Source organism: Vibrio sp. 10N.247.311.13 (assembly GCF_041467595.1).
GTDB classification, from domain to species: domain Bacteria; phylum Pseudomonadota; class Gammaproteobacteria; order Enterobacterales; family Vibrionaceae; genus Vibrio; species Vibrio crassostreae_C.
Map to the genome: position 1 here is coordinate 1 of NZ_JBFSUX010000032.1, position 24694 is coordinate 24694.

General features: G+C 46.4%; 23 protein-coding genes. 7 read left to right on the plus strand and 16 right to left on the minus strand.

Annotated features, from left to right (window positions below; translation table 11 throughout):
* The 3 genes from xdhC to AB6E52_RS13970 form a co-directional block, all read left to right on the plus strand.
* Positions 1-881: xanthine dehydrogenase accessory protein XdhC (xdhC, locus tag AB6E52_RS13960; protein ID WP_372189957.1), on the plus strand; the 881-nt coding region annotated here is incomplete at its 5' end.
* 59 nt (positions 882-940) lie between these two features.
* The gene (gene guaD / locus AB6E52_RS13965; RefSeq protein ID WP_102320851.1) at positions 941-2275 is read left to right on the plus strand and encodes a guanine deaminase; all 1335 of its coding nucleotides are present in this window, start codon (positions 941-943) and stop codon (positions 2273-2275) included.
* 287 nt (positions 2276-2562) lie between these two features.
* Entirely contained in the window at positions 2563-3444 is an 882-nt protein-coding gene (locus AB6E52_RS13970) for an AEC family transporter (RefSeq protein ID WP_004732869.1), read from the plus strand.
* On the opposite strand, the gene AB6E52_RS13975 is transcribed toward AB6E52_RS13970, so the two are convergent.
* The 10 genes from AB6E52_RS13975 to puuE form a co-directional block, all read right to left on the minus strand.
* A complete protein-coding gene (locus tag AB6E52_RS13975) occupies positions 3441-3965 on the minus strand; it encodes a hypothetical protein (RefSeq protein WP_102320850.1) in 525 nt (174 codons plus the stop codon). The two genes, AB6E52_RS13970 and AB6E52_RS13975, sit on opposite strands and share 4 nt — an antisense overlap.
* Before the next feature lie 267 nt (positions 3966-4232).
* Positions 4233-4706, minus strand: a complete 474-nt coding sequence (locus AB6E52_RS13980; protein ID WP_017064997.1) for a GrpB family protein — start codon at positions 4704-4706, stop codon at positions 4233-4235.
* A gap of 16 nt (positions 4707-4722) precedes the next feature.
* Entirely contained in the window at positions 4723-4962 is a 240-nt protein-coding gene (locus AB6E52_RS13985; RefSeq protein ID WP_102320849.1) for a hypothetical protein, read from the minus strand.
* Positions 4963-5058: 96 nt separating this feature from the next.
* The gene (locus tag AB6E52_RS13990; RefSeq protein ID WP_102320848.1) at positions 5059-5655 is read right to left on the minus strand and encodes a DJ-1/PfpI family protein; all 597 of its coding nucleotides are present in this window, start codon (positions 5653-5655) and stop codon (positions 5059-5061) included.
* Positions 5656-5738: 83 nt separating this feature from the next.
* A complete protein-coding gene (locus tag AB6E52_RS13995; RefSeq protein ID WP_050647480.1) occupies positions 5739-6620 on the minus strand; it encodes a hypothetical protein in 882 nt (293 codons plus the stop codon).
* Positions 6621-6874: 254 nt separating this feature from the next.
* The gene (locus AB6E52_RS14000) at positions 6875-8194 is read right to left on the minus strand and encodes a urate hydroxylase PuuD (protein WP_102320847.1); all 1320 of its coding nucleotides are present in this window, start codon (positions 8192-8194) and stop codon (positions 6875-6877) included.
* A gap of 14 nt (positions 8195-8208) precedes the next feature.
* Positions 8209-8769 (minus strand): ureidoglycolate lyase, encoded by a 561-nt coding sequence (locus tag AB6E52_RS14005; protein ID WP_017083066.1) that lies wholly within the window; start codon positions 8767-8769, stop codon positions 8209-8211.
* 14 nt (positions 8770-8783) lie between these two features.
* Entirely contained in the window at positions 8784-9770 is a 987-nt protein-coding gene (gene alc / locus AB6E52_RS14010; protein ID WP_102320846.1) for an allantoicase, read from the minus strand.
* A gap of 123 nt (positions 9771-9893) precedes the next feature.
* Positions 9894-10409, minus strand: coding sequence for a 2-oxo-4-hydroxy-4-carboxy-5-ureidoimidazoline decarboxylase (uraD, locus tag AB6E52_RS14015; RefSeq protein WP_017067791.1), 516 nt, complete (start codon positions 10407-10409; stop codon positions 9894-9896).
* Between the two features lie 22 nt (positions 10410-10431).
* The gene (gene puuE / locus AB6E52_RS14020) at positions 10432-11370 is read right to left on the minus strand and encodes an allantoinase PuuE (protein ID WP_017076962.1); all 939 of its coding nucleotides are present in this window, start codon (positions 11368-11370) and stop codon (positions 10432-10434) included.
* Positions 11371-11781: 411 nt separating this feature from the next.
* On the opposite strand from puuE, the gene uraH reads away from it, so the two are divergent.
* The 4 genes from uraH to AB6E52_RS14040 all read left to right on the plus strand — a co-directional run bounded on the left by uraH (position 11782) and on the right by AB6E52_RS14040 (position 16912).
* Positions 11782-12135, plus strand: a complete 354-nt coding sequence (uraH, locus tag AB6E52_RS14025; protein WP_017083063.1) for a hydroxyisourate hydrolase — start codon at positions 11782-11784, stop codon at positions 12133-12135.
* 245 nt (positions 12136-12380) lie between these two features.
* On the plus strand, positions 12381-13724 hold the full coding sequence (locus AB6E52_RS14030; RefSeq protein WP_102320845.1) for an NCS2 family permease: 1344 nt from the start codon (positions 12381-12383) through the stop codon (positions 13722-13724).
* Positions 13725-13941: 217 nt separating this feature from the next.
* A complete protein-coding gene (locus tag AB6E52_RS14035; RefSeq protein ID WP_102320844.1) occupies positions 13942-15393 on the plus strand; it encodes a nucleobase:cation symporter-2 family protein in 1452 nt (483 codons plus the stop codon).
* Between the two features lie 157 nt (positions 15394-15550).
* The gene (locus AB6E52_RS14040) at positions 15551-16912 is read left to right on the plus strand and encodes an 8-oxoguanine deaminase (protein ID WP_102320843.1); all 1362 of its coding nucleotides are present in this window, start codon (positions 15551-15553) and stop codon (positions 16910-16912) included.
* Positions 16913-17081: 169 nt separating this feature from the next.
* Here the strand turns inward: AB6E52_RS14040 and gabT are convergent, their stop codons facing one another.
* From gabT to AB6E52_RS14070, 6 genes are all read right to left on the minus strand, one after another.
* Positions 17082-18353 (minus strand): 4-aminobutyrate--2-oxoglutarate transaminase, encoded by a 1272-nt coding sequence (gene gabT / locus AB6E52_RS14045; protein WP_102320842.1) that lies wholly within the window; start codon positions 18351-18353, stop codon positions 17082-17084.
* A gap of 15 nt (positions 18354-18368) precedes the next feature.
* Positions 18369-19796, minus strand: coding sequence for an NAD-dependent succinate-semialdehyde dehydrogenase (locus tag AB6E52_RS14050; protein WP_198594326.1), 1428 nt, complete (start codon positions 19794-19796; stop codon positions 18369-18371).
* 93 nt (positions 19797-19889) lie between these two features.
* On the minus strand, positions 19890-20972 hold the full coding sequence (gene aguA, locus AB6E52_RS14055; protein ID WP_017065007.1) for an agmatine deiminase: 1083 nt from the start codon (positions 20970-20972) through the stop codon (positions 19890-19892).
* Positions 20973-20983: 11 nt separating this feature from the next.
* Positions 20984-21850, minus strand: coding sequence for an N-carbamoylputrescine amidase (gene aguB, locus AB6E52_RS14060; RefSeq protein ID WP_017067340.1), 867 nt, complete (start codon positions 21848-21850; stop codon positions 20984-20986).
* A gap of 21 nt (positions 21851-21871) precedes the next feature.
* On the minus strand, positions 21872-23149 hold the full coding sequence (locus tag AB6E52_RS14065) for an FAD-binding oxidoreductase (protein ID WP_017065009.1): 1278 nt from the start codon (positions 23147-23149) through the stop codon (positions 21872-21874).
* A 30-nt stretch (positions 23150-23179) separates the two neighbouring features.
* Positions 23180-24664, minus strand: coding sequence for an aldehyde dehydrogenase (locus AB6E52_RS14070; RefSeq protein ID WP_017065010.1), 1485 nt, complete (start codon positions 24662-24664; stop codon positions 23180-23182).
* Between the last annotated feature and the right edge of the window lie 30 nt (positions 24665-24694).

Consider the following 24694-nt stretch of genomic DNA (forward strand, 5'->3'; position numbering starts at 1 on the left):
TGTTTAAGGATAATTGGATTCACGAACTGGCAAAACTTGAAGAGAACTACGAACCATGTGTGATGGTGACGGTTCTTGAAGACAGAGGTTCCGTTCCACGCGATGCGGGCACCAAAATGCTTGTCACTCGTGACCGAATCATCGCTACGATTGGTGGTGGTCACCTTGAACATGTGGCCACTAAAATGGCGCGTGAAATGCTGATTGCCAGCGAAAAATCACTCAAAGTGGAACGCTTCAACCTAGGTGCTCGCTTAGGCCAGTGTTGTGGCGGAATGGCAACGTTAAGCTTTGAGCCGATTGGCACTCAACAGAACCACCTTGTGCTGTTCGGCGCAGGTCATGTTGCCAAGGCGCTGCTGCACATTGTGGCGACTCTGCCCTTCCGTGTGACCTGGATTGATGAGCGTGAAGAAGTATTTCCTGAAACGCTACCACACGGTGTGAAGAAGCTTGTCTCAGATGATCCAGTCGGTGAAGTAAAACACATGCCACCGAACAGCTATTACCTTGTGATGACCCACAACCACCAGCTTGATTTCGATTTAACCAAAGCGATTATCGACCGTGAAGACAGCCGTTACTTCGGAATGATTGGATCACTCACTAAGCGCAAGAAGTTCGATTTCCGCTTAGAGCAACGCGGCTATAGCCAAGAACAAATTGAAACCATGCTTTGCCCGATTGGTATAAGTGCGGTGAATGGCAAACATCCTGCGGAAATCGCAGTATCGGTTGCCGGTGAACTGATCGCACACTATCAAGGCCAAGCACTTGAACAAAAGCGCCCAACCAAACAATATCGAAATCAGGATTTGACCGATCAACACAGTCAACCAAGCGACGTAGGCGAACCACCATTGGAAGAGAAGATCGCCTAACACAAGTCGCAAAGCTTCAGTGGCCATAACGTCGCTGAAGTCATTAAAAGGAAGTAAACATGACAACGCAACGCAAAGCTTATCGCGCCAGCATTTTACACAGCGTCGCCGACCCAAAAGATGTCGGTATCGATGAGTCTTACGACTATTTTGAAGACGGTGTTTTAGTGGTTGAGAACGGCCATGTCGTCGACTTAGGCCATGCCGATGAGGTATTGGCTCGCCAACCTAAAACACTCGAAGTAAAAGAATACAAAGACAAGCTGATTACCTCTGGCTTTATTGATACGCACATCCACTACCCTCAAACAGGGATGATCGCGTCTTACGGTGAGCAACTTCTTGATTGGTTAGAGAACTACACCTTCCCAGAAGAAAAGCGCTTCAAAAACCCAGTCTACGCACACAAAGTGGCGAAGCTATTCCTAGATGAATTAGCAAGCAACGGCACCACCACGGCACTCGTGTTCGGCACGGTACACAAAGAGTCGGTTAACGTTTTCTTTGAAGAAGCTGAGAAGCGCAACCTACGTATGATTGCGGGTAAGGTTTTGATGGATCGCAATGCGCCTGATTACCTCACCGACACGCCAGAATCTGGCTACGCCGACTCCAAAGAACTGATTGAGAAATGGCACAACCGCAGCCGTTTGCTTTATGCCGTGACACCTCGTTTCGCGCCAACCAGTACACCAGAACAATTGGCTACCGTTGGTAAATTGCTAGAAGAGTACCCAGATGTGTATATGCACACGCACCTTTCTGAAAACGAGAAAGAGATTGAATGGGTAAAAGAACTGTTCCCAGAGCGCGACAGCTATTTGGATGTGTATGACCACTATGGCCTACTGCACAAACGTTCGGTTTTCGCCCATGGCATTCACTTGTCTGATTGCGAATGTAAGCGCCTAGCCGACACGGAATCTGCCATTGCTTTCTGCCCGACCTCTAACCTGTTCTTAGGCTCAGGTTTATTCCGATTACCAGAAATGGAAGAGCACGGCATTCGTGTTGGTATGGGGACTGATGTCGGCGCAGGCACTAGCTTCTCAATCCTACAAACCATGAGTGAAGCCTATAAGATCATGCAGCTTCAACATAAGAAATTGCACCCAGCTAAGTCGCTATTCTTAGCCACATTAGGTGGTGCACGTTCACTGCATTTAGAAGACAAGATTGGCAACTTGGAAGTAGGAAAAGAAGCCGATTTCGTGGTGTTGGACTTACACGCCACACAATTGATGCGCTTTAGAATGGAACAAGCGACCAAGCTTGAAGAGAAGCTATTTGTATTGATGAGCCTGGGTGACGACAGAACCGTCAGCGAGACTTACATCTACGGCGAGAAAGCCTACGATGTGAATTTCAAAGATTATCAAAAGCTCGTTAGCTAGACTGAAAACCGAGTAACAATCGCTAGACAGCGACAGCCGTCGTTAATTAAAAATCCGTCCAGATTTATCTAGCCTTGAAAGACCAGTTGCTGATGCCACTGGTCTTTTTTGTGCTTCATTCAAAGAAATATAAATTAACCGTTCACAAACAACGATCTTCGGTGACGCCAAGTCATTATATTGATAGGTTAATGTTTATACATATCGACTTCATACTTCACTTTAGCGTCTCTCTAAAACATTCGTTTCTCAGCTAAATGGAAGCACTCAATCTAGAAAGGAATTCTATGTTCGAACAGGTCGTCAGCATTCTGTTTCCCGTTTTTGCTTTAGCCAGTGCTGGCTTTGCGGTGGGTCGTTGGCTCAAGCCCGATTTCAAACCGATCAATCGCATCAACATGGATGTGTGTATTCCTGCGCTAGTGTTTGCCTCGCTGACCACCATGCCTCTCGACACCGAACAACTGCCACTCATCACCGCCTCTTTGGTCGCGGTGTTGGTGCCCGCTTTATTGATGATACCAATCTGTAAGATCTTTAAGCTCAACTTCAAAGCTTGGGCGCCGCCACATATGTTCCGCAACAGTGGCAACTTGGCCATTCCCCTGTTCACCTATACCTTTGGTGAGAGTGCATTAGCCCCTGCGGTATTGCTGTTTGTGGTATCGGCATGCGTGCACATTAGTGTCGGTTTAGCGCTACTAAGCGAAGGTAATCCGATCAAACAGATCCTCAAGATGCCGATATTCTTAGCCGCAGCATTAGCGATGACTCTCAACCTGTCTGGCATTGCAGTATGGAATCCAATCTACGAAGCAACATCGCTACTCGGCCAAGCAGCCGTGCCCATCATGCTGTTGTCGTTGGGTTCGCAAATGGTGAACTTGAAGCTAAGCGGACTCAAAGTTGGCTTGCTGTGTACGGCTCAATCGCTGTTTACTGGTGCCATCGCCTTCGCCATCATCTACTTCTTTATCCCGCTGCCAACGCTGCACCTACAAATGATGGTGCTGTTCACCATGCTGCCACCTGCCGTGATGAACTACCTGTTTGCAGAAAGGTTCAATGTCGAGCCTCCCAAGGTCGCATCTATGGTGTTGTTCGGCAACTTCCTAAGTGTGGTTACCTTGCCTATTTTACTGTCGTTCGCGCTGTCTATGTCGAGTTAATTGTTTACGCACTTATCCAGTTTAAGCTCTGCCGTCACTTTAGTAAGGCGCAGAGCAATAGCGAAACAGACTAAGTAAGGACTCACATACCAGAAGAGGCTTTCTAATGGCTGCTTCACCTGCGCTTCTCTGGTTTTTATGTATTGGTTTTTCTGCATCTCATACTGACTCAGCATACCATCCACCCACACGGCATCACTTTCCACCAGCGATACACTAGGCGCAGGAACTGTAAAATCCGATGCGTTGGGTAACAAGGTGAAATCAACGTCTTTGAACGTGATCGCCGTATTCAAATACCACAAACACGCTTCATGGTGCTGAGCGTGATTATCCAAAGATGGTTGACCTGTGCAGGTATCACTTCGCAGCTTATCCAAAGAAAACTGCTGAACCGATTCTAAAATCGCCACCGCTCTGGTTTGTTCGGTTTCAACCCAATCGCCCGCTACTTTCGCACGAATCTCAGACACCGCACCCAGCATCCCGATACCCGCCAAGAACGGCCATAAATAATCCATGAGCTTCCATTTTCGTCGGCTCAAGTTGAACCCACACCAAATCGGAAGATGAAAAAGGAGCGTTAGCCCAAGCGATAGCAAAACGAAATTCAAAGAGCTAGAGAGCATGAGTTCGCTATCAAAGAAGTTCTTCATAATGAGATACTTGCCTGTATAACAAAGAGAAATTTGATACTAGGTTCGATATTTGAAAAGAGTGTAAGAGGAAAGTAAAAACAGCACAAAAAGTTAGGATTTGGATGAATAATATCCAATCGAAACTTGTTGTTATTTCAAAGCCAACACATGCTCGATAAAAGCCGACTTCTTTTCACGGTACTCTTCTTGCGACCAATCTTCACAAGACATTTTGAGGGTGTTGTATTGCTCCACTAATTCCGGATCCGCACGTAGCTTGTCACGAAACCTTAGAAAACATTCGAACTCAGAACCATTGGCAACTACTTGCAAGGCCACGTCATGTCCTGATGTAGACTCCAACATGCACAGTTCCGGCGTTCTTAAGGTATCGAGTTTCTCATTGAAGCCGAGTGTTGTGAGTTGTTCAATGGCGTACTCAAGTTCACTCGATTCAATACCGACGAATATATCCAAGTCGCCTTTAGATACTGCAGATGGAATAGAAGATGCGCCTACGTGCTCAACTCTCGCATTAAGGATTAGCTTTTTGATGTCACGTTCGTATCGGACAAACAGCTCGTTGCAAGCCGCTTGGTATTGTTCCGCAGGGTAAAATTTCATATATCTTCACTCCGAATCACAAACTATTGAACACACCAATTGCTAACAGAAACAATACGATGCTAATCGCCCCGACATAAGAAATTCTGGTTCGCTCTTTTTCAATTGGAATCAATGGGGGAAAGCGCCCTAATGTGAATACTTTACAGACTATCCAGCCAGCTCCGTAACCAATGAACTCAATCAATATCGACTGAAACAGATACCTAAAGAATGAGCTCAATGCCCTAAAATACGCGACTATCAAGTCTTCCATTTTTTGTCCTAAGTAAAGTCAATTTGGACTAAAAATGCCATGGGTAGAGATTCATATCAAGAACCTTATACAGGACTGCGCACGCAATGAATCAGTTTAAACGTAAGTACTTACTATCGACATGCAATGATTCACAGAGTCTTCTTTCTCACCAACAGGCGCAACATAGTGAATTGCAGCTTCGGCATGTGCTTGGTCTGCGAGTTTACTGATAACCCATGCAGCTAAGTATTTAGACGACAAACAGCCACCCGCTGTAGCAATGTTACCTTCCGCATAAAACGGCTGGTCCAACACGTTCACACCGGATTCAATTACCCATGGCTTCGTTGTTAAATCAGTACAGGCTGGAACTTGATTCAGTAACCCCAATACCGACATCAATAAAGTCCCTGAGCATTGACCACCAATCAATTGTGTTTGTGGATTAAGGTTTAACCTTGAGAGTAATTTATCATCTTGGGCGACATCGCGGGTCAACATGCCACTACCAAACAACACCGCATCAGCTGTATTCGCGAACTCTAAAGGCTGTTGAGATTTAATTGTGACTCCATTCATTGAAGTCACTGATTCTGTAGGGCTAGTAATCTGCACATTCCAACCAAACTCTTTCATTCGATTCAAAATACCCGATGCGATGAAAGAATCTAGCTCGTTAAATCCATCAAATGTTAGTACGGCAATATCCATATTTGTCTTTTCCTTAAACCCTATTTAATAGCTCAGACACTGTGATTAAAACTACATACAACTCATTTTTGATTATATCTAACTCACTTTTCGAACCGAATCGCTGAGTAATCTATTGACCTACGATGCTTTAATTGGAGATGACCGTACACCTCAAACCACTCAAGAGATAACACATGCTTTTCACCACCTTCCAAATGTAGTTCGCAACGATACCGTTCAAAATTCGTGTCATTGACCAAACTTTGCCACTTAGTCAAATATCTTTCACGGCCATCACGAACAATTGAATCGGATAACTCACGATTCAACATGTGCTTTTGAGAAATCGCGTATACGAAACCGTCGATAATTTCTGAGAGTTCTAGCTTAATATCATGTGATAATTTTTTCTTTGGGACACCAGCTTTAACTAGGTCATCGTAATCGTAAAAAATACTGAAATGAGCAGTGCGACTTGATGTTTCGTGATCGTAGCGAACACCAGTAGTAAAAGTTCTTACAGGTAAAGCGCTATGTTGGCTATGTCCTCTCAAGTCGCAGCCAACTACGTAATGAATATTTGAGTCGTAAATATCCTGACGTTGTGATTCGACAGCAACTCTAGCAGCTTCGTCATTCGTAATCTCAAATGCAAAACATCGCTTCTTCCGTTCATTAAAATGCCAATCAAGATATAACTTACTTAAGTTGAACAAGTTAAAAGCCAAACTATTCAAAGAGCTACGAATTTCATGGTTTAGTACATAGTCAGCAAACGGGGTTGAAATAGACCTTAAATTCCAATAATTAACTTTATTTTTGAAGTCCCAATATGCTTCAATTATTTGGTCATAAATAATTTCTAGATCTAAAGCTTTGACTAGCAAAGAACGTATCTCTTGATAATTCTCCGCATCAGAATCTGATACGTCAAAAACTCGGTGCTCTGCTGTTTCAGTATTAAATACAACGATATTTTTCATAACTCTCTCAACTGATCTTGAACATCAACACTCTGCCCGACTAGACAGGAACAACCAACAGCACACTTTAATTCACATATGCACCTAGAGTCACCAACTGAATGATAAATCTGCATTACCTTTGTCCAAAAACAAAAAGCCCCGGTTATAGGAACCGGGGAAACAGGGTGGGATGAGTTTGGCGCGTACCCGTAAACCAAACTCTCCCCAAGCCTCACCTAAGACTCATGCTCTTAGGTAAAGGATTCACATCATTATTGAAGCGTAGCGCCTTGCTCTACCCAAGTGCCGATGAGTGCGCGTTCTTCGTCGGTCATTTGAGTCATGTTACCAAGCGGCATCACCTTGGTTGTTACCGTTTGAGCAATAATCCTTGGTACGTTGGCTTTAATCTCTTCTGGGGTATCAAACATCACACCGGCTGGCGCAGCAGCAAAAGCAGCGTGGCTCGGGGTTGATGAGTGACACACAGAACAGCGCTCTTGAATGACTTTGTTGATGGTTTCAAAGCTTACACCTGCGCTAGCCGTTTGCATTGCGTGGTCTGCAGGAACAGCTTGAGAACTGGCCGTCGTTGAAGCGGTGGCGATCGAAGCAGCCTCTTCTGTCGCTGATTCAGTCGCGCTTACTTGCACTTCTTGAACCACTGGAGCTTGTACAACTGGAGTCATCTGTTTTTTCGCGTAAGGCGAGGTAACAAACGCAAGCGTGATCATACCTAATGCAGCTACAGGTACAGTCCATGCAAACTTTTGGCTACCATGACGTGTGTTGAAGTAGTGACGCACCAAGATACTGAAGATTGCTAGGCCAGCAAGAATCAGCCAGTTGTATTCCGAGCCATAAGTGCTTGGGAAGTGGTTACTGATCATGATGAACAGCACTGGCAGTGTCATGTAGTTGTTGTGACGAGAACGCAGTAAGCCCTTCGCTGGCAGTGCCGGATCCGGTTCGCGCTTCTCTTCAATCGCTTTCACCAGGTTGCGCTGTGCAGGCATGATAACGCGGAATACGTTACCCACCATGATGGTACCAATAATTGCACCAACATGAATGTAAGCACCACGGCCACTGAACACTTGGGTTAGACCATAGGTCGCAGCAACAAGCAGCACAAACAGCACAACGCCAAGCAACACGGGGGTTTTGCCTAATGGTGAGTCACACAGTAAGTCGTAAATAAACCAACCGGCAACGAATGAACCAATACCAATCGCGATTGCCGTTGTTGAATCAAGGCCAGAGCCCGGTGCAATCAGGTAAATCTCCGCGTTGAGGTAGTAAACCACACCCAGTAGACACACACCGGTGATCCACGTGAAGTAAGCTTCCCATTTAAACCAGTGCAGGTGCTCTGGCATCTCTGGTGGCGCAAGTTTGTATTTTTCTAGGTGATAAATACCACCGCCGTGAATTGCCCATAAGTCGCCTGAAAGGCCCGTTTTTGGGTTTACTCGGTTAAGGTTGTTCTCTAACCAAACAAAGTAAAATGATGCGCCTATCCACGCAACACCAACAATCATGTGAGCCCAGCGTATTGCTAGATTCAACCATTCTGTAATATGCGGATCCATAATAAACTCCTGTATCACAACGCTTTAGCTAAGCGTTGCTCTTCCTTATTGTCGTCCGTTGGCAGATCGTCCAAATGCAACGCCACTCGGTCGCTGTCGAAATAAACTTCGTCACAGTTGTGTCCTTCGCCGCCTCTATCGACAATCAAGAACTGGTCTTGCTCGGTGAGGGCGAGAACTGGGTGATGCCACACCCCTTTGTGATAGTTCACTCCTTGACGACCGTTGCTCAAGAAAGCTCGGCTATTGGCTAATGTTGGATCGTCGCCTTTTGGCGCAACAACAATTAAATAGGGTTGACCAAGTAATGGAATGAATGCCTGAGAGCCAAGTGGATGACGCTCTAACATTTTGATGGTCAGTGGGTAGCTCAACGGTGTGGCTTGGAAGATGCTGATGATCGCTTCTCCGTCTTGGTCTTGCACATCCGTTGTCGCTAGCTTGTGGTAGCGACGTGTTGATCCACTGTTGATCATGAAGAAATCACTATTATCGGACTCGATAACATCGCCAAACTCTGCAAAAGCCTGCTTGGTTAACGGTTCGATGGATAAACGACGTATTCCATTACTCATACTCATTTCCTTACCTATTTCGCTTTCGTACCAAACAGACGCAAACGGCTGATACCACCATCTGGGAATATGTTTGCACGTACGTGGGTAATCGCACCAAGGTCGTTTACCTCAGAAATGAATTCGTGAACCTCGTGCGCTTGCAGCTTTTGTGCAGGCAACAGTTCACGCCAGAATAAGCTTTGTGTTTCTACTTGGTCGTCGGTACCACCTTTCACGTAAGCAGCTTGAATTGAGCAGCTGTCAGGGTAGTTACCTTTGAAATGAGCCGTATCCACTACGATGCGTTCGATGTTGCCTGGGTGGCCTAGTGCCACGATAACCCAGTCGTTACCTGGTGTACGACGACGCGCTGTTTCCCAGCCATCACCCATGTTTTCACCGCGGCCAGGACCTAAGATGTTGGCTTTGTTTCCGTAGTGTTCGTCACTACATGCGAGTGCTCGGCCACCGTGTTCAACCGATGCTAGGTCGACTTGTTGCTGAGAATCTATTGCGTCCCAATCTACACTTGGTCGGCCATAAACACGTAAACGTGCAACACCGCCATCTGGGTAGATGTTCAAACGTAGGTGCGTAAATACTTGGTCACTTTCGATCGCTTCAAGATGATGATGATCACCTTGTAGTGCCATTGAAGGCAGAATTTCTTGCCACTCTGTTGCGTCTGTTGGCTCACCTTGTGGTGAATAACACGCGTCAATTGATGCCGAAGGTGGGAAGTTACCTGTGAAGAATGAGGTATCAATATCAACGCCGGCAATGGTGCCAGCTAGGCCAAGGCGAACGACACAGTAGTCGTAACCTTCACCACGTTTACGTCTGCTTTCCCAACCGTCCATCCACTTGCCGTTATCGTCATATAAGTCGTCTTTCCACTCTGGTGCTGCGTGGCTGAGTAGACGGCTTTTATCCGCGAAAAAATCGTCTGTTGCGAAGATAGCTTCTGCGCCGAGTTTTTCGTCTGCAAGGTTTATGTATTGTTCAAATGTTTGGGTCATGTCCGTGTAATCCTATCCAATTAATCAAGTAATAATAAAATGAGAACTTAGTGGCTTATTCGCTTATAAAGCGAGCTCTTAGCGCACTAAGACTGGGCTGAGATAGCTGTTAACTCCGTTAACTTACATATCCCAGAGACGAAACATCGCGATCTTGTTGATCTCTTGAATCGCCGTAGCAAACTCAGTTTCACTATCATTTCCTAATCGCATCTCGAACGACTCAAGAATTTGGTAACGATTGGCTCCCTTCACCGCCATGATAAAAGGGAAATTGAAGCGACTTTTGTAGCTGTTGTTGTAAGAAGTGAATTTTTCAAATTCTTCGGCGTTGCACTGGTCGATGCCCGCCCCCGCTTGTTCTTTGGTCGACGACTCGGTGAGTTCGCCGTTTACTGCTGCTCGACCGGCTAAATCCGGGTGAGCGTTGATCAAAGCCAACTGTTTGCCTTGGTCTGCACTTAACAAGGTCGATGCCATTTTCAGATGAAGATTCTCGATATGGTCATCTTCGGCATTCAAACCTTGGTCATACACCACTTCTGCGACCCATGGGCTGTGCTCGTAAACATCAGCGAAGTGAGCGACAAAGGTATCGCGGTCCATGGTTGTTGGTTGGCATGATCGAAATTCAGTCACGTTAAGCCTCCTTGCTTCACTGTTACTTTTGCTGTTGATGATTAGCGTTATTTGGTTGATATGGATGATGTTGGTGCCAGTGGTTGGCGATATCGATTCGACGACATAACCACACGCTGTCGTGCTGTTTTACGTAATCTAAGAAACGTCTTAATGCAGCAATACGACCGGGGCGACCAATCAGACGACAATGCAGCCCAACCGACATCATTTTCGGTGCGGTTTCGCCTTCCATATAAAGGGTGTCAAACGTGTCTTTCAGATATTGGAAGAACTGCTCACCAGAGTTAAAGCCTTGCGCCGTTGAAAAACGCATGTCGTTCACATCGAGTGTATAAGGGATCACTAGCTGAGGATGACCAGTCTCGGTGTGCCAATAAGGCAGGTCATCATCATAGGCATCTGAGTCGTAAAGAAAGCCGCCTTCTTCTGCGACTAAGCGACGCGTATTTGGACCAGTTCGACCTGTGTACCAACCTTGTGGGCGTTGACCCGTCACTTGTTGGATGATCTCAATCGCTTTGGTCATGTGGTCGCGCTCTTCAGATTCATCAATGTATTGATAGTCTATCCAGCGGTAGCCGTGGCTACAGATTTCGTGACCCGCTTCGACCATGGCTTTGGCTACTTCTGGGTGACGCTCAATCGCCATTGCGACAGCAAATACGGTCAGTGGGATTTCATATTCATCGAACAAGCGAAGAACACGCCACACACCCGCACGGCTACCATATTCATAGATGGATTCCATGCTCATGTGACGTTCGCCTTTAATCGGCTGTGCTGACGGGATCTCTGAAAGAAAAGCTTCAGACTCGTCGTCTCCATGTAACAAACAACGCTCACCGCCCTCTTCATAGTTCAATACAAAAGAAACCGCGACGCGCGCATTACCTGGCCATTGAGGGTTTGGAGGGTTAGCTCCGTAACCGATCAAATTTCTTGAATAATCCTTATTCATCCAAGTACTCCTAACATAAGTGGTTGGCTTAGCCGCTCTTTAAGTGAGTCGCCAAATGATTCAACCAAATGGATTCTCGATAAACAGAGCAACCTTACCCCTGTACACTTATTGTATACAATTATTTATCTCAATGTAAAGATTTTGTTATTCAAGTTAAATTTACGCACTATTGTCATTTAAAAACAACAGCTTAACAAAGTAAAAGCTCACCAAAAAACGATAATCAAGATCTATAAAGTCAGAAAAAACGACACAATAGTTAACATTTTCCCAACAATTCGCTTTACTAATTGTGTACAGTTCGTACATAGTTAGTGATAACAAAGTGACCAGTTGCATTCTTTGCAAGGTCGAAACAGACAGATAAACCACGGAACAGAGGAGCGCCAAAAGCGCTATTAAAGGACTATGGGAAGATTAACAACACACGTATTAGACACGACTCACGGCTTACCGGGTGCAGAGATCAAGGTAGAGCTTTATAAGGTCAATGAAGACTCAACAGAAAAGCTGGCGACGGTAATCACTAACTCCGATGGCCGAACCGATGCGCCGATTCTGGCAGGGAATGATTTCCGACCGGGGAAATATCAATTGGTGTTTTACGTAGCCGATTACTACAGAAGTAAAGGCGTGGAGCTGGATGGCGTGCCTTTCCTAGACGATGTGGTTATTCGTTTCGGCTTAGATGATCCAGAAGCGCATTATCACGTTCCTCTTCTCGTCTCGCCTTACAGTTTCTCAACCTATCGGGGCAGTTAGTCTCGTGACCTAGAGCTTCGAACTAGGCTCACCGACAAGTATTAAGCAGATTAGTGCGTGCATCTAAAATGATGCGCGCTCATTAAACACGCTCATATAAAAATACTAACAACGTTATTAGTTAGAAGTTGATGACTAAAGAACAGATAACTAAAGAAATAGCGGCTAGGAAAAAACCTTAAAACTTAATATTGAAATCTCGCTGTATTCAATAAATGGATCACAACATAAAAGGACTTGCTGACATGAGTGAGAGTAAAACAGAAATACTCAACCAAGATGCGAATAACGGAATTTTAGAGAAACTCTTTAAAATTAAGGCCCACGGAAGCAGTGTGAAAAATGAGTTGGTCGGCGGTGTCACCACCTTCGCAACCATGGCTTACATCATCTTCGTTAACCCACAAATTATGGCCGCATCGGGTATGGATGCAGGAGCGGTATTCGTCGCAACCTGTATTGGTGCAGCTATCGGTTGTTTGTTAATGGGGTTATTTGCGAACTGGCCTGTCGGCCTTGCGCCGGGCATGGGCTTGAATGCCTTCTTCTCGTTCACGGTAGTAAGCGAAATGGGCTACAGCTGGGAAGTGGCACTGGGTGCGGTGTTTATCTCCGGCATCTTGTTTGTCGGGATGAGCTTCTACAAAGTCCGCCAATGGATAATTGAAAGTATCCCAGTGAGTCTACGTTATGCCATGACAGCGGGTGTTGGTTTGTTCTTAGGTCTAATTGGCCTTAAAACAGCAGGTATCGTCGTCGAAAACCCAGCAACACTGGTATCATTAGGTGACTTCACTAAACCTGAAGCGCTACTGGCCGCTATCGCGTTCCTTATCATCGCGGTTCTCAGTGAACGCAAAGTGTTTGGTGCGGTGCTAATCGGTATTTTGAGTGTAACTCTGGTCGGCATGATGCTTGGCTTAGTGCATTACAACGGCTTCTTCGCAGCTCCACCAAGCTTAGCGCCTACGTTCCTAAAAATGGACATTATGGGCGCTCTCGATGTTTCAATGATCAGCGTTATCTTAGCTTTCCTTTTTGTAAACATGTTCGATACCGCGGGTACTTTGATGGGCGTGGCCGAGCGTGCAAACCTAACTAACCCTGAAACAGGAAAAATTGAAGGCCTGAGCAAAGCGCTCAAAGCCGACAGTATCTCAAGTGTGGCAGGTGCGTGTGTGGGTTGTCCGCCAGTAACCAGTTACGTAGAAAGTGCAGCGGGCGTTGCAGCAGGCGCAAGAACAGGCCTATCTGCGATTGTGGTTGGGGTGTTGTTCTTAGCGGCAATTTTCCTATCTCCACTTGCAGGCATGATCCCAGCTTACGCAACCTCTGGCGCGTTAATTTACGTAGCGTTCGTGATGATGAGCAGCATGCAGCACGTTGATTGGAAAGACTTCACCAACGGTGCTCCCGCAGCCATTACAGCGTTAATGATGCCTCTGACCTTCTCTATCGCGAATGGTATCGCACTGGGTTTCATTACCTACACAGTGCTGAAACTGGCGACAGGTAAAACAAAAGACGTCTCGATTTCGATGTACTTCTTAGCGGCTATTTTTGTCGCGAAGCTCGTGTTCATCGGTTAATCACCCAACGTAACTATCGCTTGGCTTGTTCGCAGGCCGAGCTATCAAGACACATGCTAGAACAACGTTTTTAAGAAAAAGCTAATTGTACTAATCAGCGGAACACACAAATATCCGCTCGGTTAATGCACCTTTTTTATGACCCTACGCAGTTTGTAGAAGTCATTATTTGACCGCCAATCGCCTGTAAACGGAAACACAGGCAGAGGAATATCAAATGAAACTTCTGTACACCCTAAATGAAAGACCGCCTCACGGCTTAACCTTCCTACTCGCATTACAGCACATGCTCGCCTCGATTGGTGGCATCGTCGCTGTTCCCCTTATTGTCGGCGCGTCAATTGGCTTGCCTAACACCGAGATCGTTTCATTGATCAATGCTGCGCTGCTGGCGTCAGGTATTGTGACCGTCGCTCAATGTCTCGGTTTTGGCCCTGTTGGCATTCGACTGCCCGTGGTGATGGGTTCGAGCTTTGCCTTTTTGGGCGTCGCCATTTCAATCGGCAACGAAGGCGGTGTCGCCGCAATCATGGGCTCAGCGCTTATCGGCTCGTTCGTGGTGATTGGTGCCAGCTTCTACATGGACAAGGTTCGGAAACTGTTCCCAACCGTGGTAAGTGGTGTAGTGGTTACCTTAATCGGCTTAACCATTTTACCGGTTGCCATGAACTGGGTCGGAGACTCTCCTGCCAACACAGAACAATTCGCCACGCTGCCAAAGCTGTTTCTAGCACTGATCTCTTTGGGGATTGTGGTTGGCGTATCGGTTTACTGTAAAGGCGCGGTTGCCGCTTCGGCCATCGTGATTGGTTTGGCGGGTGGTTACATTGTGGCGCTGTCACTCGGCATGGTCGATCTTGAGCAGATCAGCTCTGCTGCTTGGGTCGGTGGCCCAGAACCATTTAAGTATGGCTTTACGTTTTCTGCTAGTGCCATCATCAGCATGAGCTTGGTGTACATCGTGGTTATCGCTGAAGCAACCGGTGACTTCATGGCGCTTGGCAACAACTGCCAAACCCAAGTCAGCGGTAAAGATCTAAAACGTGGACTGCTAGGCGATGGTCTTGGTAGTACCTTGTCTTCGATTTTAACAGCGATGCCACTGGCGTCATTCAGCCAAAACGTCGGTATTGTGGGTATCACAGGTGTAGCAAGTCGCTATGTAGTAGCTGCAACCGGTGGTTTGTTAATTTTAGGTGGTTTATTCCCGAAATTAGCCGCTATTGCCGTCACGATTCCGAAACCTGTTTTGGGTGGTGTGGGCTTTGTGATGTTCGGGATGATTGCTTACGCGGGTATCCGCATGTTGATCAAGGCCGCAGACACCAAGCGAAATGCCTTAGTAATCTGTGTAGGTTTAGCGTCTGGCTTAGCCGTCACCTTCGAACCAAGATTGCTGCAACACTTGCCGCATGATCTAGCGAACTTTCTTCACTCAGGCATCACTACCGGTACTATCATGACGGTGCTATTGAACCTTGTTTTACCAAAGTCTTCACGAGCAGAAGAGCAAGAAGCACTGGCCGAAAGCCAAGCGCAAGTTGAGCTAGAAATGAAAGAACAAGCTGAAGAAGAACGACACTCAGACGAGCAATTAGAGATTCATCAAGCAAGTACAGAAGCAGACGTTCAAGCAGCATCAGATGACCCTGAGCCAAAAACGAACTAGCTGGTTCACTGACTAACGTAAAACCGATTTCCGTAGGATCAGGGCTGATTAGAGCATTGAACGTTTTAACGCCCTGATTCGAATTTATCTTTCAACAGCAAATACCAACAAAGACCCTCTTCCCTGAAAAGGCTGAGATGGCTAAGGACTACTATGAATGGAAACCATCTGGATTAAGAATCCTCTCGCAATCTACACTGGCTCGCAGGCTGATGCAGAAGGCGGAATCGTCATAAAAGATAATAAAATCATTGAACTGGTTGGCAAACACAAAGAGCCGACCTTACCCGTAGATTACAGCGCCGACGCCTCTCGTCATGTTGTGACTCCTGGGCTTATCAATGCGCACCACCACTTCTATCAAACCCTAACGCGAGCCTACCCCGGCGCACTCAATAAAGAACTCTTCCATTGGCTACAAAGCCTCTACCCAGTTTGGGCCAACCTCGATTCGGAGATGATGAGCCTCGCAACAGAGCTTGCTCTGGTTGAGCTGATGATGTCGGGCTGTACCACTGCTTCCGATCACCATTACTTGCTACCAGACGGGCTTGAGCACGCTATTGATTTGCAAGTCGAGGCCGCAGAGAAACTGGGCGTTAGAGTGATATTTACCCGAGGTTCCATGAGCCTAGGGGAAGATGAGGGTGGATTGCCACCAAGACACACCATTCAAACCGAACAAACCATCATTGATGACAGCCAGCGCTTGATTCGTGATTACCACCAGCGTGATGAAGGGGCGATGATTCAAATCGCGCTCGCGCCTTGTTCGCCGTTCTCAGTCACTACCGACCTGATGAAAGAGACCGCCAAGATCAGTGAGCGTGAAAACGTCATGATGCACACGCACCTATGCGAAACGCTCGATGAAGAAGACTTCTGTATAGAGAAGTTTGGCTTGCGCCCAGTTGATTACCTAGAAGATGTGGGTTGGCTGAACGAGCGCACTTGGCTCGCTCATGGTATTCACTTCAATCCAGAAGAGATCAAACGTTTGGGTAAAGCAGGCATTGGTATCAGTCACTGCCCAACTTCCAATATGATGTTGGCTTCCGGTATTTGTAAAAACAACGATCTAGAAGCAGCAGGCGTAAAAGTCGGGCTAGGTGTGGATGGTTCGGCCTCAAACGACGGCTCTAATATGATTGCCGAAGTGCGCATGGCGATGTATCTACAACGCCTGCAATATGGTTCCGCCAACGTTTCACACTTTGATGCATTGCGCTGGGCGACATCCGGTTCTGCCGCGGCAATGGGCAGAACCGACATTGGTACACTAGAGGTTGGCAAACAAGCCGATATCGCGATGTTCAAGCTCGATGATATTCGTTTTTCTGGCAGCCACGACCCACTGGCCGCATTACTACTTTGTGGTGCTCAACAAGCGGATAAAGTGATGGTTGCAGGTAAGTGGCGAGTGAACGATGGCGCTGTGATTGGCGTAGACATGGAACAACTAATGCACCGCCACCATGCAGCTGCAATGAAGCTAGGTAAACTGGCGATGAATAATTAAATACTCTCTAACTAGAAAAGCGAAAAAAGGCCGACGTGATGTCGGCCTTACTTATTCATTCACAGCCCCGTCCTCAATGTGTAAATACATTTCAGGAAGGGACATTATAAGCACGAAAAGAATATCTACAATGACCTTTATATTAAAATACAATGTCTTAACTCAAATCCTAAACAACTTCCAGAATAATTTTCTCAAGCTTATCTAAGCCTTCGCTGAGTACTTCAGATTCAATAGTTAATGGTGGAAGCAGACGAATTACATTCGCTTTTACACCACACGAAAGCAGAATAAGACCATTTTCTTGTGCTTTCGTTATCACCGCTTTAGTTAAGTCCTGCAATGGCTTGCCTGACTCTGGATCAGTAAACTCAATAGCCATCATCGCTCCAGTGGTACGTATTTCACCAATAGCTGGAACCGATTCCTGTAGCTTGCTCATACGGGCATTCACAACCTCACCAATGCCCATTGCTTTAGCACACAATTGCTCTTCTTCGATAATTTTTAGGACTTCTAAACCAGCCACACACCCCAACGGAGAGCCAGCGTAAGTACCACCTAAGCCACCTGGTAGTGCCGAATCCATAACACCGGCTTTTCCCACTACTGCTGAGATAGGGAAACCACCCGCAATACCTTTTGCCATTGTTATCATGTCGGGTTCAATGCCCAGATATTCAGTGGCAAACATTTTACCCGTGCGCGCAAAGCCCGTTTGAATTTCATCCGCGATAAGCATAATGCCGTATTTGTCACACAACTCACGCAGGCCTTGAGCAAACTCCGCGGGGGCTTGATAGAAACCGCCTTCACCTTGCACAGGCTCAAAGATTATCGCCGCCACGCGTGATGGCTCAATATCACACGCAAACAAATCATCGAGCGCTTGCAGGCTTTGTTCTGTGCTTACGCCATGAAAAGCATTTGGGTAAGGTGCATGAAATATTTCATTTGGAAATGGGCCAAAGCCCGCTTTGTAAGGCGCGACTTTACCCGTTAGCCCCATGGTCATATTAGTGCGGCCGTGGAAGCCACCTTTAAAAGCAATCACACCACTGCGGCCAGTATGAGCTCTCGCTACTTTCACAGCATTCTCAACCGCTTCAGCTCCTGTTGTCAGGAAAATCGCTTTTTTATCACTGTCACCGGGGGCGAGTTCTGTGAGCTTTTCTGCCAGTTCAACAAAGGAGGCATACGGCGTTACCATCGCACAAGTGTGTGAAAAGTTATCCAGTTGAGCCTTTACCGCTTCGTTGATACGCTTATTTGCATGCCCTGTATTCGTCACCGCGATACCAGCAGCAAAGTCGATATATTTATTTCCATCCACATCCCACACGTGAGCATTCTCTGCTTTTTCAACATAAAGTGGGTACAGTGCGCCCATGCCTTGAGCGATAACTTGGCTTCTTCTTTGATGTAGTTGTTGATTTGTCATTGTCATGTCCTTTGATTAGTTGCCGCCAAAGCAGAGATATTTGATGCTCATGTATTCATCGATACCTTGTTTTGCCCCTTCACGCCCTATACCGGACTGCTTAACTCCACCGAAAGGGGCTACCTCGGTAGAGATCATGCCTTCGTTAATTCCTACCATGCCGTATTCCAGCGCTTCTGCTATCTTCCATACACGGTGGATATTTTGGCTATAGAAGTAAGACGCTAAGCCATAGATAGTGTCGTTAGCCATTTCGATAAGCTGTTGGTCATCATCAAATTTGATCACCGGAGCGACTGGGCCAAAGATCTCTTGCGAGACAATATCCATATCATGCGTAACGTTTTTGAGAACGACAGGTTGCATGAATAAACCATCAAGAGTTTTCGGCTCAGTAACTGGTTTCGCGCCCTGTTCGATTGCACCGTCAATGAGGGACTGAATACCTTGTTTTGCTGATTCGCTGATTACCGGACCAACATTTACACCCTCTTCTAGACCATTGCCTACTTTAAGCTGCTGCACTGCCGCATTGAATTTTTCAACAAACTCATCGTACACCTTGTTATGTACATAAAAACGGTTAGCGCAGACGCAGGTTTGACCGGCATTACGAAACTTAGACGCCATTGCACCAAGCACAGCCGCATCAATATCTGCATCATCAAATACGATAAATGGTGCATTTCCACCAAGCTCCATTGACGTTCGCTTGATGTCGTTTGCACTTTGCTGCATCAGCACTCTTCCAACTTGCGTAGAGCCCGTGAAAGAGAGCTTACGAATCAGAGGATGTGAGGTGAAAATACCGCCAACTTGACGAGAATTCGCTCCCAATACCACTTGCAGTACATCACGAGGAATGCCCGCTTGATATGCTAGCTCTGCTACAGCAAAAGCAGATAACGGTGTGGATTCAGACGGCTTCACAATAAAACTACAGCCAGCCGCAAGTGCTGGACCTGCCTTACGAGTTATCATTGCAATTGGAAAATTCCACGGAGTAATCGCACAAGCTACTCCAATAGGTTGTTTAATAGTAACAAGGCGTTTGTCGCTACTTGGCGCTGGGATTGTCTCACCATAGGTACGCTTCGCTTCTTCAGCAAACCACTCGATAAAGCTTGCGCCGTACAACACCTCACCTTGTGCTTCTGCCCATGGTTTTCCTTGCTCTAACGTCATCAGGCGACCTAGATCTTCCTTGTTTTCAAGTAATAACTGATACCATTTTTGTAGCAAACCAGAACGGGTTTTGGCTGGCAGCAAAGCCCACTCTTTTTGCGCGACGCTTGCACGGTCGACCCCATCTAAAATGTCATGTTCAGACGACACTGGTGCATAACCAAGTATTTCACCCGTCGCGGGGTTACTTACAGCAATACCTTGGTCTTGATTTAGCACCATAAACGACAGCAATGATTGATTTGTAATTTGTTGCATGGGGATTCCTTTTGACAGCTTTACCTTGGCGTCTACTGATAGTTACCCTACCAAGCAGAAAACCAATAGTTCATTGTTTTAATAATGGTTTTCCTAAGCAGGGATCTGCTGAGTAATGCAGTGGATGTTACCTCCACCCAGCAAAACCTCACGCGTTGGTATACCAACGACTTGATGTTCAGGCATCGCTTGCCGCAATATTTTTATTGCCTGCTCGTCAGTTCTATCATCGAGCAATGGCAAAAACACATAACCATTCGCGATAAGAAAGTTGGCATAAGAAGCACTTAACCTTTCCCCTGCATCACGTGTCATTCCATCACTTTTATCAATTCCGCTTGCTTCTGCTTCGCTATAGTGCAAAGGCCCTGGCAACGGTAAACGGATGATTTCAATCTCTCGACCTTTAGCATCAGATTGATCTTTTAACACTTGTTCCGCCTGACGAGATAATGCGAATTGTGGGTCTGATGGATCATCTGTCCAACTCAATACCACTTTCCCCGGGGCAATTACATGCATCAAATTATCAACATGTCCGTCAGTTTCATCATCGAATAGTCCTTTAGGCAGCCAAATGACCTTTTCAATACCTAGATATTCTTTGAGATGTGTTTCTATCTGTTGTTGATTCAACTCAGGGTTGCGTCCCGGACTAAGCAAACACTCTTCTGTTGTATAGAGCGTACCTTCGCCATCAGTATGAATTGAGCCCCCCTCTAAAACGAATGGGGCGTTGTAGTGATCAATTCCGATAATGTCACATACTGAGCTAGCCACTAGGTCGTCCTGCTGCCAGTTTTCATAGAGGCCATTATAGTCACCACCCCAAGCGTTAAACTGCCAGTTGATTCCACGACGCTCGCCGTCTTGATTCACCAACACTGTGGGCCCAATATCACGCATCCACGCATCATTGAATGGGATTTCAACAAGCCGAATATCTGAATGAAGCAATGTTCTCGCCTTATCAAATTGCTTCGCACTCACGGCGACACAAACCTTAGTCACTTCTGCTATTGCATTCGCAATGCTAGCGAATGTTTGCTGGGCAGGAAGGGCGTTATCACGCCAATTGTCTCGTCTTTCTGGCCAAGCCAACCAAACTTCTTCAATAGGATGAAACTCAGCTGGAAAGTAGAACCCATCTTGCAGTGGTGTTGTCGATAACTGCATAGTCTGCCCCTTTAAACTGCTAGTTTGCCCACAGAGCCATATAGATCTGGGCGGCGGTCACGGAACAGCCCCCACGAGTGACGCGCTTGAGCCGTTGCGGCTAAATCAATCTCCGCGTAAATGATAGCTTCCTCATCACGTGGCGCTTCTGCCAACTTGCCACCAGTATGATCGGTAATAAAAGAAGAACCGTAGAATGTGGTTTCAATGCCATCATCACATTCTGTGCCTACGCGATTAGACGCAATCACAGGAACCAAGTTTGCAGCGGAATGGCCTTGCATAGTGCGTTGCCAGTGATCACGAGAATCTAAAGTTGGATCTTGTGGTTCGCTGCCAATAGCGGTTGGGTAAAAAATGGCTTCTGCACCATGTAACGCTAAGCTACGAGCAAGCTCGGGAAACCATTGATCCCAGCAAATACCAGCGCCGAACTTACCAAACTGGGTTTGCCATACTTTGAAACCAGTATCTCCAGGACTAAAATAGTATTTTTCGCTATAACCCGGACCATCCGGGATGTGTGATTTGCGGTAGTTATCTAGCACAGTGCCATCGGCATCAATCATCACTAATGAGTTAAAGAAGGTATTGCCCGCTTTTTCAAAATAACTAACTGGAATCACGACCCCGAGTTCTTTTGCCAATGCACTCATCTCTGTTATCAACAGACAATTGTCTACTTCCTCAGCCAACTCAAAATACTTAGCTTCTTGCTTCTTACAAAAATAAGGAGCAGCGAACAATTCCTGCGGCAAAACCACATTGGCACCGTTACTCGCAGCTTCACGAATCGCTTGCTTAGCTTTATTTAGGTTATCTTCCAGATCCCAGCTTTTGGTCAGTTGCAGGGCCGCGAATTTTACTACTCTACTCATTGGATGTTCCTTATCGTCCGGTTAGATAGCCAGTTTATCTCTTAGGTTGTAATACGCTGCGCCAACTGCTGTGAATGGTATTTGGAAGTGACGTCCACCAGGGAAGGCGTAGTGCTTGAGTTGTGCGAAGGCATCAAATCGTTCGGCATGCCCTGTTAAGGCTTCTGCCAATAACTTGCCAGCCAAGTGAGTACAGGTAACTCCATGACCACTGTAGCCTTGCAAATAATAAATATTGTCGTCGAATGCGCCGAACTGCGGCATACGTGAGTAGGTAAGTAAGAAGTTACCAGTCCATGTGTAATCAATCTTGATACCTTTAAGTTGAGGGAAAATACCTTCTAACTTAGGACGAATCAGAGACTCAATGTCTTGAGGGTCACGAGCGCCATAAACCACCCCGCCCCCAAACAACAAGCGTTTGTCGGCACTCAATCGGAAATAGTCCAGTAAGTAATTACAGTCTTCAACGCAGTAGTCACTTGGTAAAACCTGTTTTAGTTGCTCATCGGTAAGCGGCTCTGTCGCCACGACTTGAGTTCCACATGGGATGGCTTTGTTACTGATATTCGGAGCCAACCCACCTAAGTAGGCGTTGCCAGCTAACACCAAGTATTTACTCTTCACGCTACCGCTCGCTGTTCTTGCAACAGGATTCGCACCTTTTTCAATGGACGTTACCGCTGATTGTTCAAAAATTTGGCCACCAAGAGAAACAAATGCTGCGGCTTCCCCCAATGCGAGTTTAAGCGGATGAATGTGCCCACCTCGCATATCAAGCAAGCCACCGGTGTAAGCTTGAGTACCAACCGCCTCTTCTACTTGGCTAGCATCCAACATGGTGAGCTGGTCATTACCATATCGCTCCCAGTTTTTCTTATGATGCTCTAAACCTATTAACTGCTTTTTGTTTAGCGCGGTAAATAGGCCACCGCGTTTGTGGTCACACTCAATATCGTATTTTTCGATTAGGCCACGAATGACATCTCCGCCTTCGAAAATCATGTCACACAGGGCTTTAGCCTGGGGTTGGTCGTAACGGCTTTCTATTACATCAACATCTCGGCTGTAGCTATTGACGATCTGTCCACCATTACGACCAGTTGCTCCAAAACCAACTTTGGCACTCTCTAGTACCACTACCTTAAAACCTTTCTCGGCTAAATGAAGAGCCGAAGATAAACCTGAAAACCCAGCCCCAACCACACACACATCACACTCAATGTTGTCTTGCAGTTGTGGGAACTCTGGCATGTTCGGGATAGAGTGGGCGTAAAACGAATCCGTATGCTTATTCATAGTGATATTCCTTTATTAATCATCAGCAGGCTAAGGGTGAAGGCGAATCCAAGTGGTTTTGGTTTCTGTGAATTTTTCGATGGCGTGCAGTGATTTATCACGGCCGTTACCACTCATTTTGAACCCACCAAAAGGGACGGTCATATCACCTTCGTTGTAGTTGTTCACCCAAACAGAACCTGCCTGAAGCTGTTTAGCTACACGGTGTACGCGGTTAATGTTATTGCTCCAAAGCGCCGCACCTAAACCGTATTTTGAGTCATTGGCGATTGCGACGGCTTCAGCTTCATCTTTAAATGAGATAACACAAAGTACAGGACCAAAGATCTCTTCCTGGGCGACACGCATTTTATTGTCAACGTTATCAAGAATGGTCGGCTCAACAAATGCACCTTTGCCTTCAACATCACCCCCGCAACGAAGAACTGCACCTTCCGCTTGGCCAAGCTCTATATATTCAAGCACTTTTGATTTGTGACCTTGATCGATGAGCGCTCCCATCGAAGATGAGGTGTCCATTGGGTCTTTCGGCATAAAGGATTGAGCCGCAGAAATGACTTTATCAACAAAGCGATCTTTGATGCTTTCGTGCACTAATAAACGAGTTGCAGCGACACAGACTTCGCCTTGGTTATAGAAGCAACCACCAGCGGTTTCTGCGGCTGCACGATCGAGGTCTTCGCAGTCTTCAAATACGATATTGGCATTCTTACCACCAGCCTCAGCAAACACACGCTTAAGATTGGTTTCACCAGAACGAACCATTAATTGACCAGCAATACGAGTGGAACCCGTAAATGCAATACAGTCGACGTCATGGTGTTTCGCTAAAGCATCACCGGCTTCATGGCCAAAGCCTGTAACGACTTGAAAAACGCCACGTGGTAAGCCTGCTTGATTGGCGAGTTGACCAATATAAATAGCAGTGAGAGAAGATTTTTCAGAGGGTTTAAGAATAACGCTATTACCTGCTGCTAATGCAGGGCCAAGTTTCCAGCAAGCTAACCATAATGGAAAGTTCCATGGAACTACCGCTGCAACAACACCGATAGCTTGATGAGAAACAAAGGCGTGTACATCTTGTTCCGTTGGCGCGACTTCCCCATACACTTTATCGATGGCTTCTGCATACCAACGCAGTGCACTTGCAGCACCAGGGATATCGGTTGAAAAGCTATGGCTGATTGGCTTACCCGTATCTAGGGTTTCCAGCAACGCAAGTTCTTCACGATGTTGGTCAATCAGCGTTGCAAATTGGCTGAGTACCGCTTTGCGATATGACGGAGCGCTGTTGCTCCATTCACCAGAAAGGAAAGCTTGACGAGCACATGTTACCGCAAGCTCAACATCTTCTTCTTGGCAACGAGCTATCTGGGTCAGTGTCTCGTCGGTAGCCGGGTTAACAACATCTAGAGTTTCTCCACTGATAGCTGCGCTATATTCGCCATTAATAAAGGCACGATTTTCGATGTTTAGATTGTTTCTCAGTTCAATCCATTGTTCTTGGGTTTTCATACGCTCTCCTTGTTATCACAACAAGGCAAG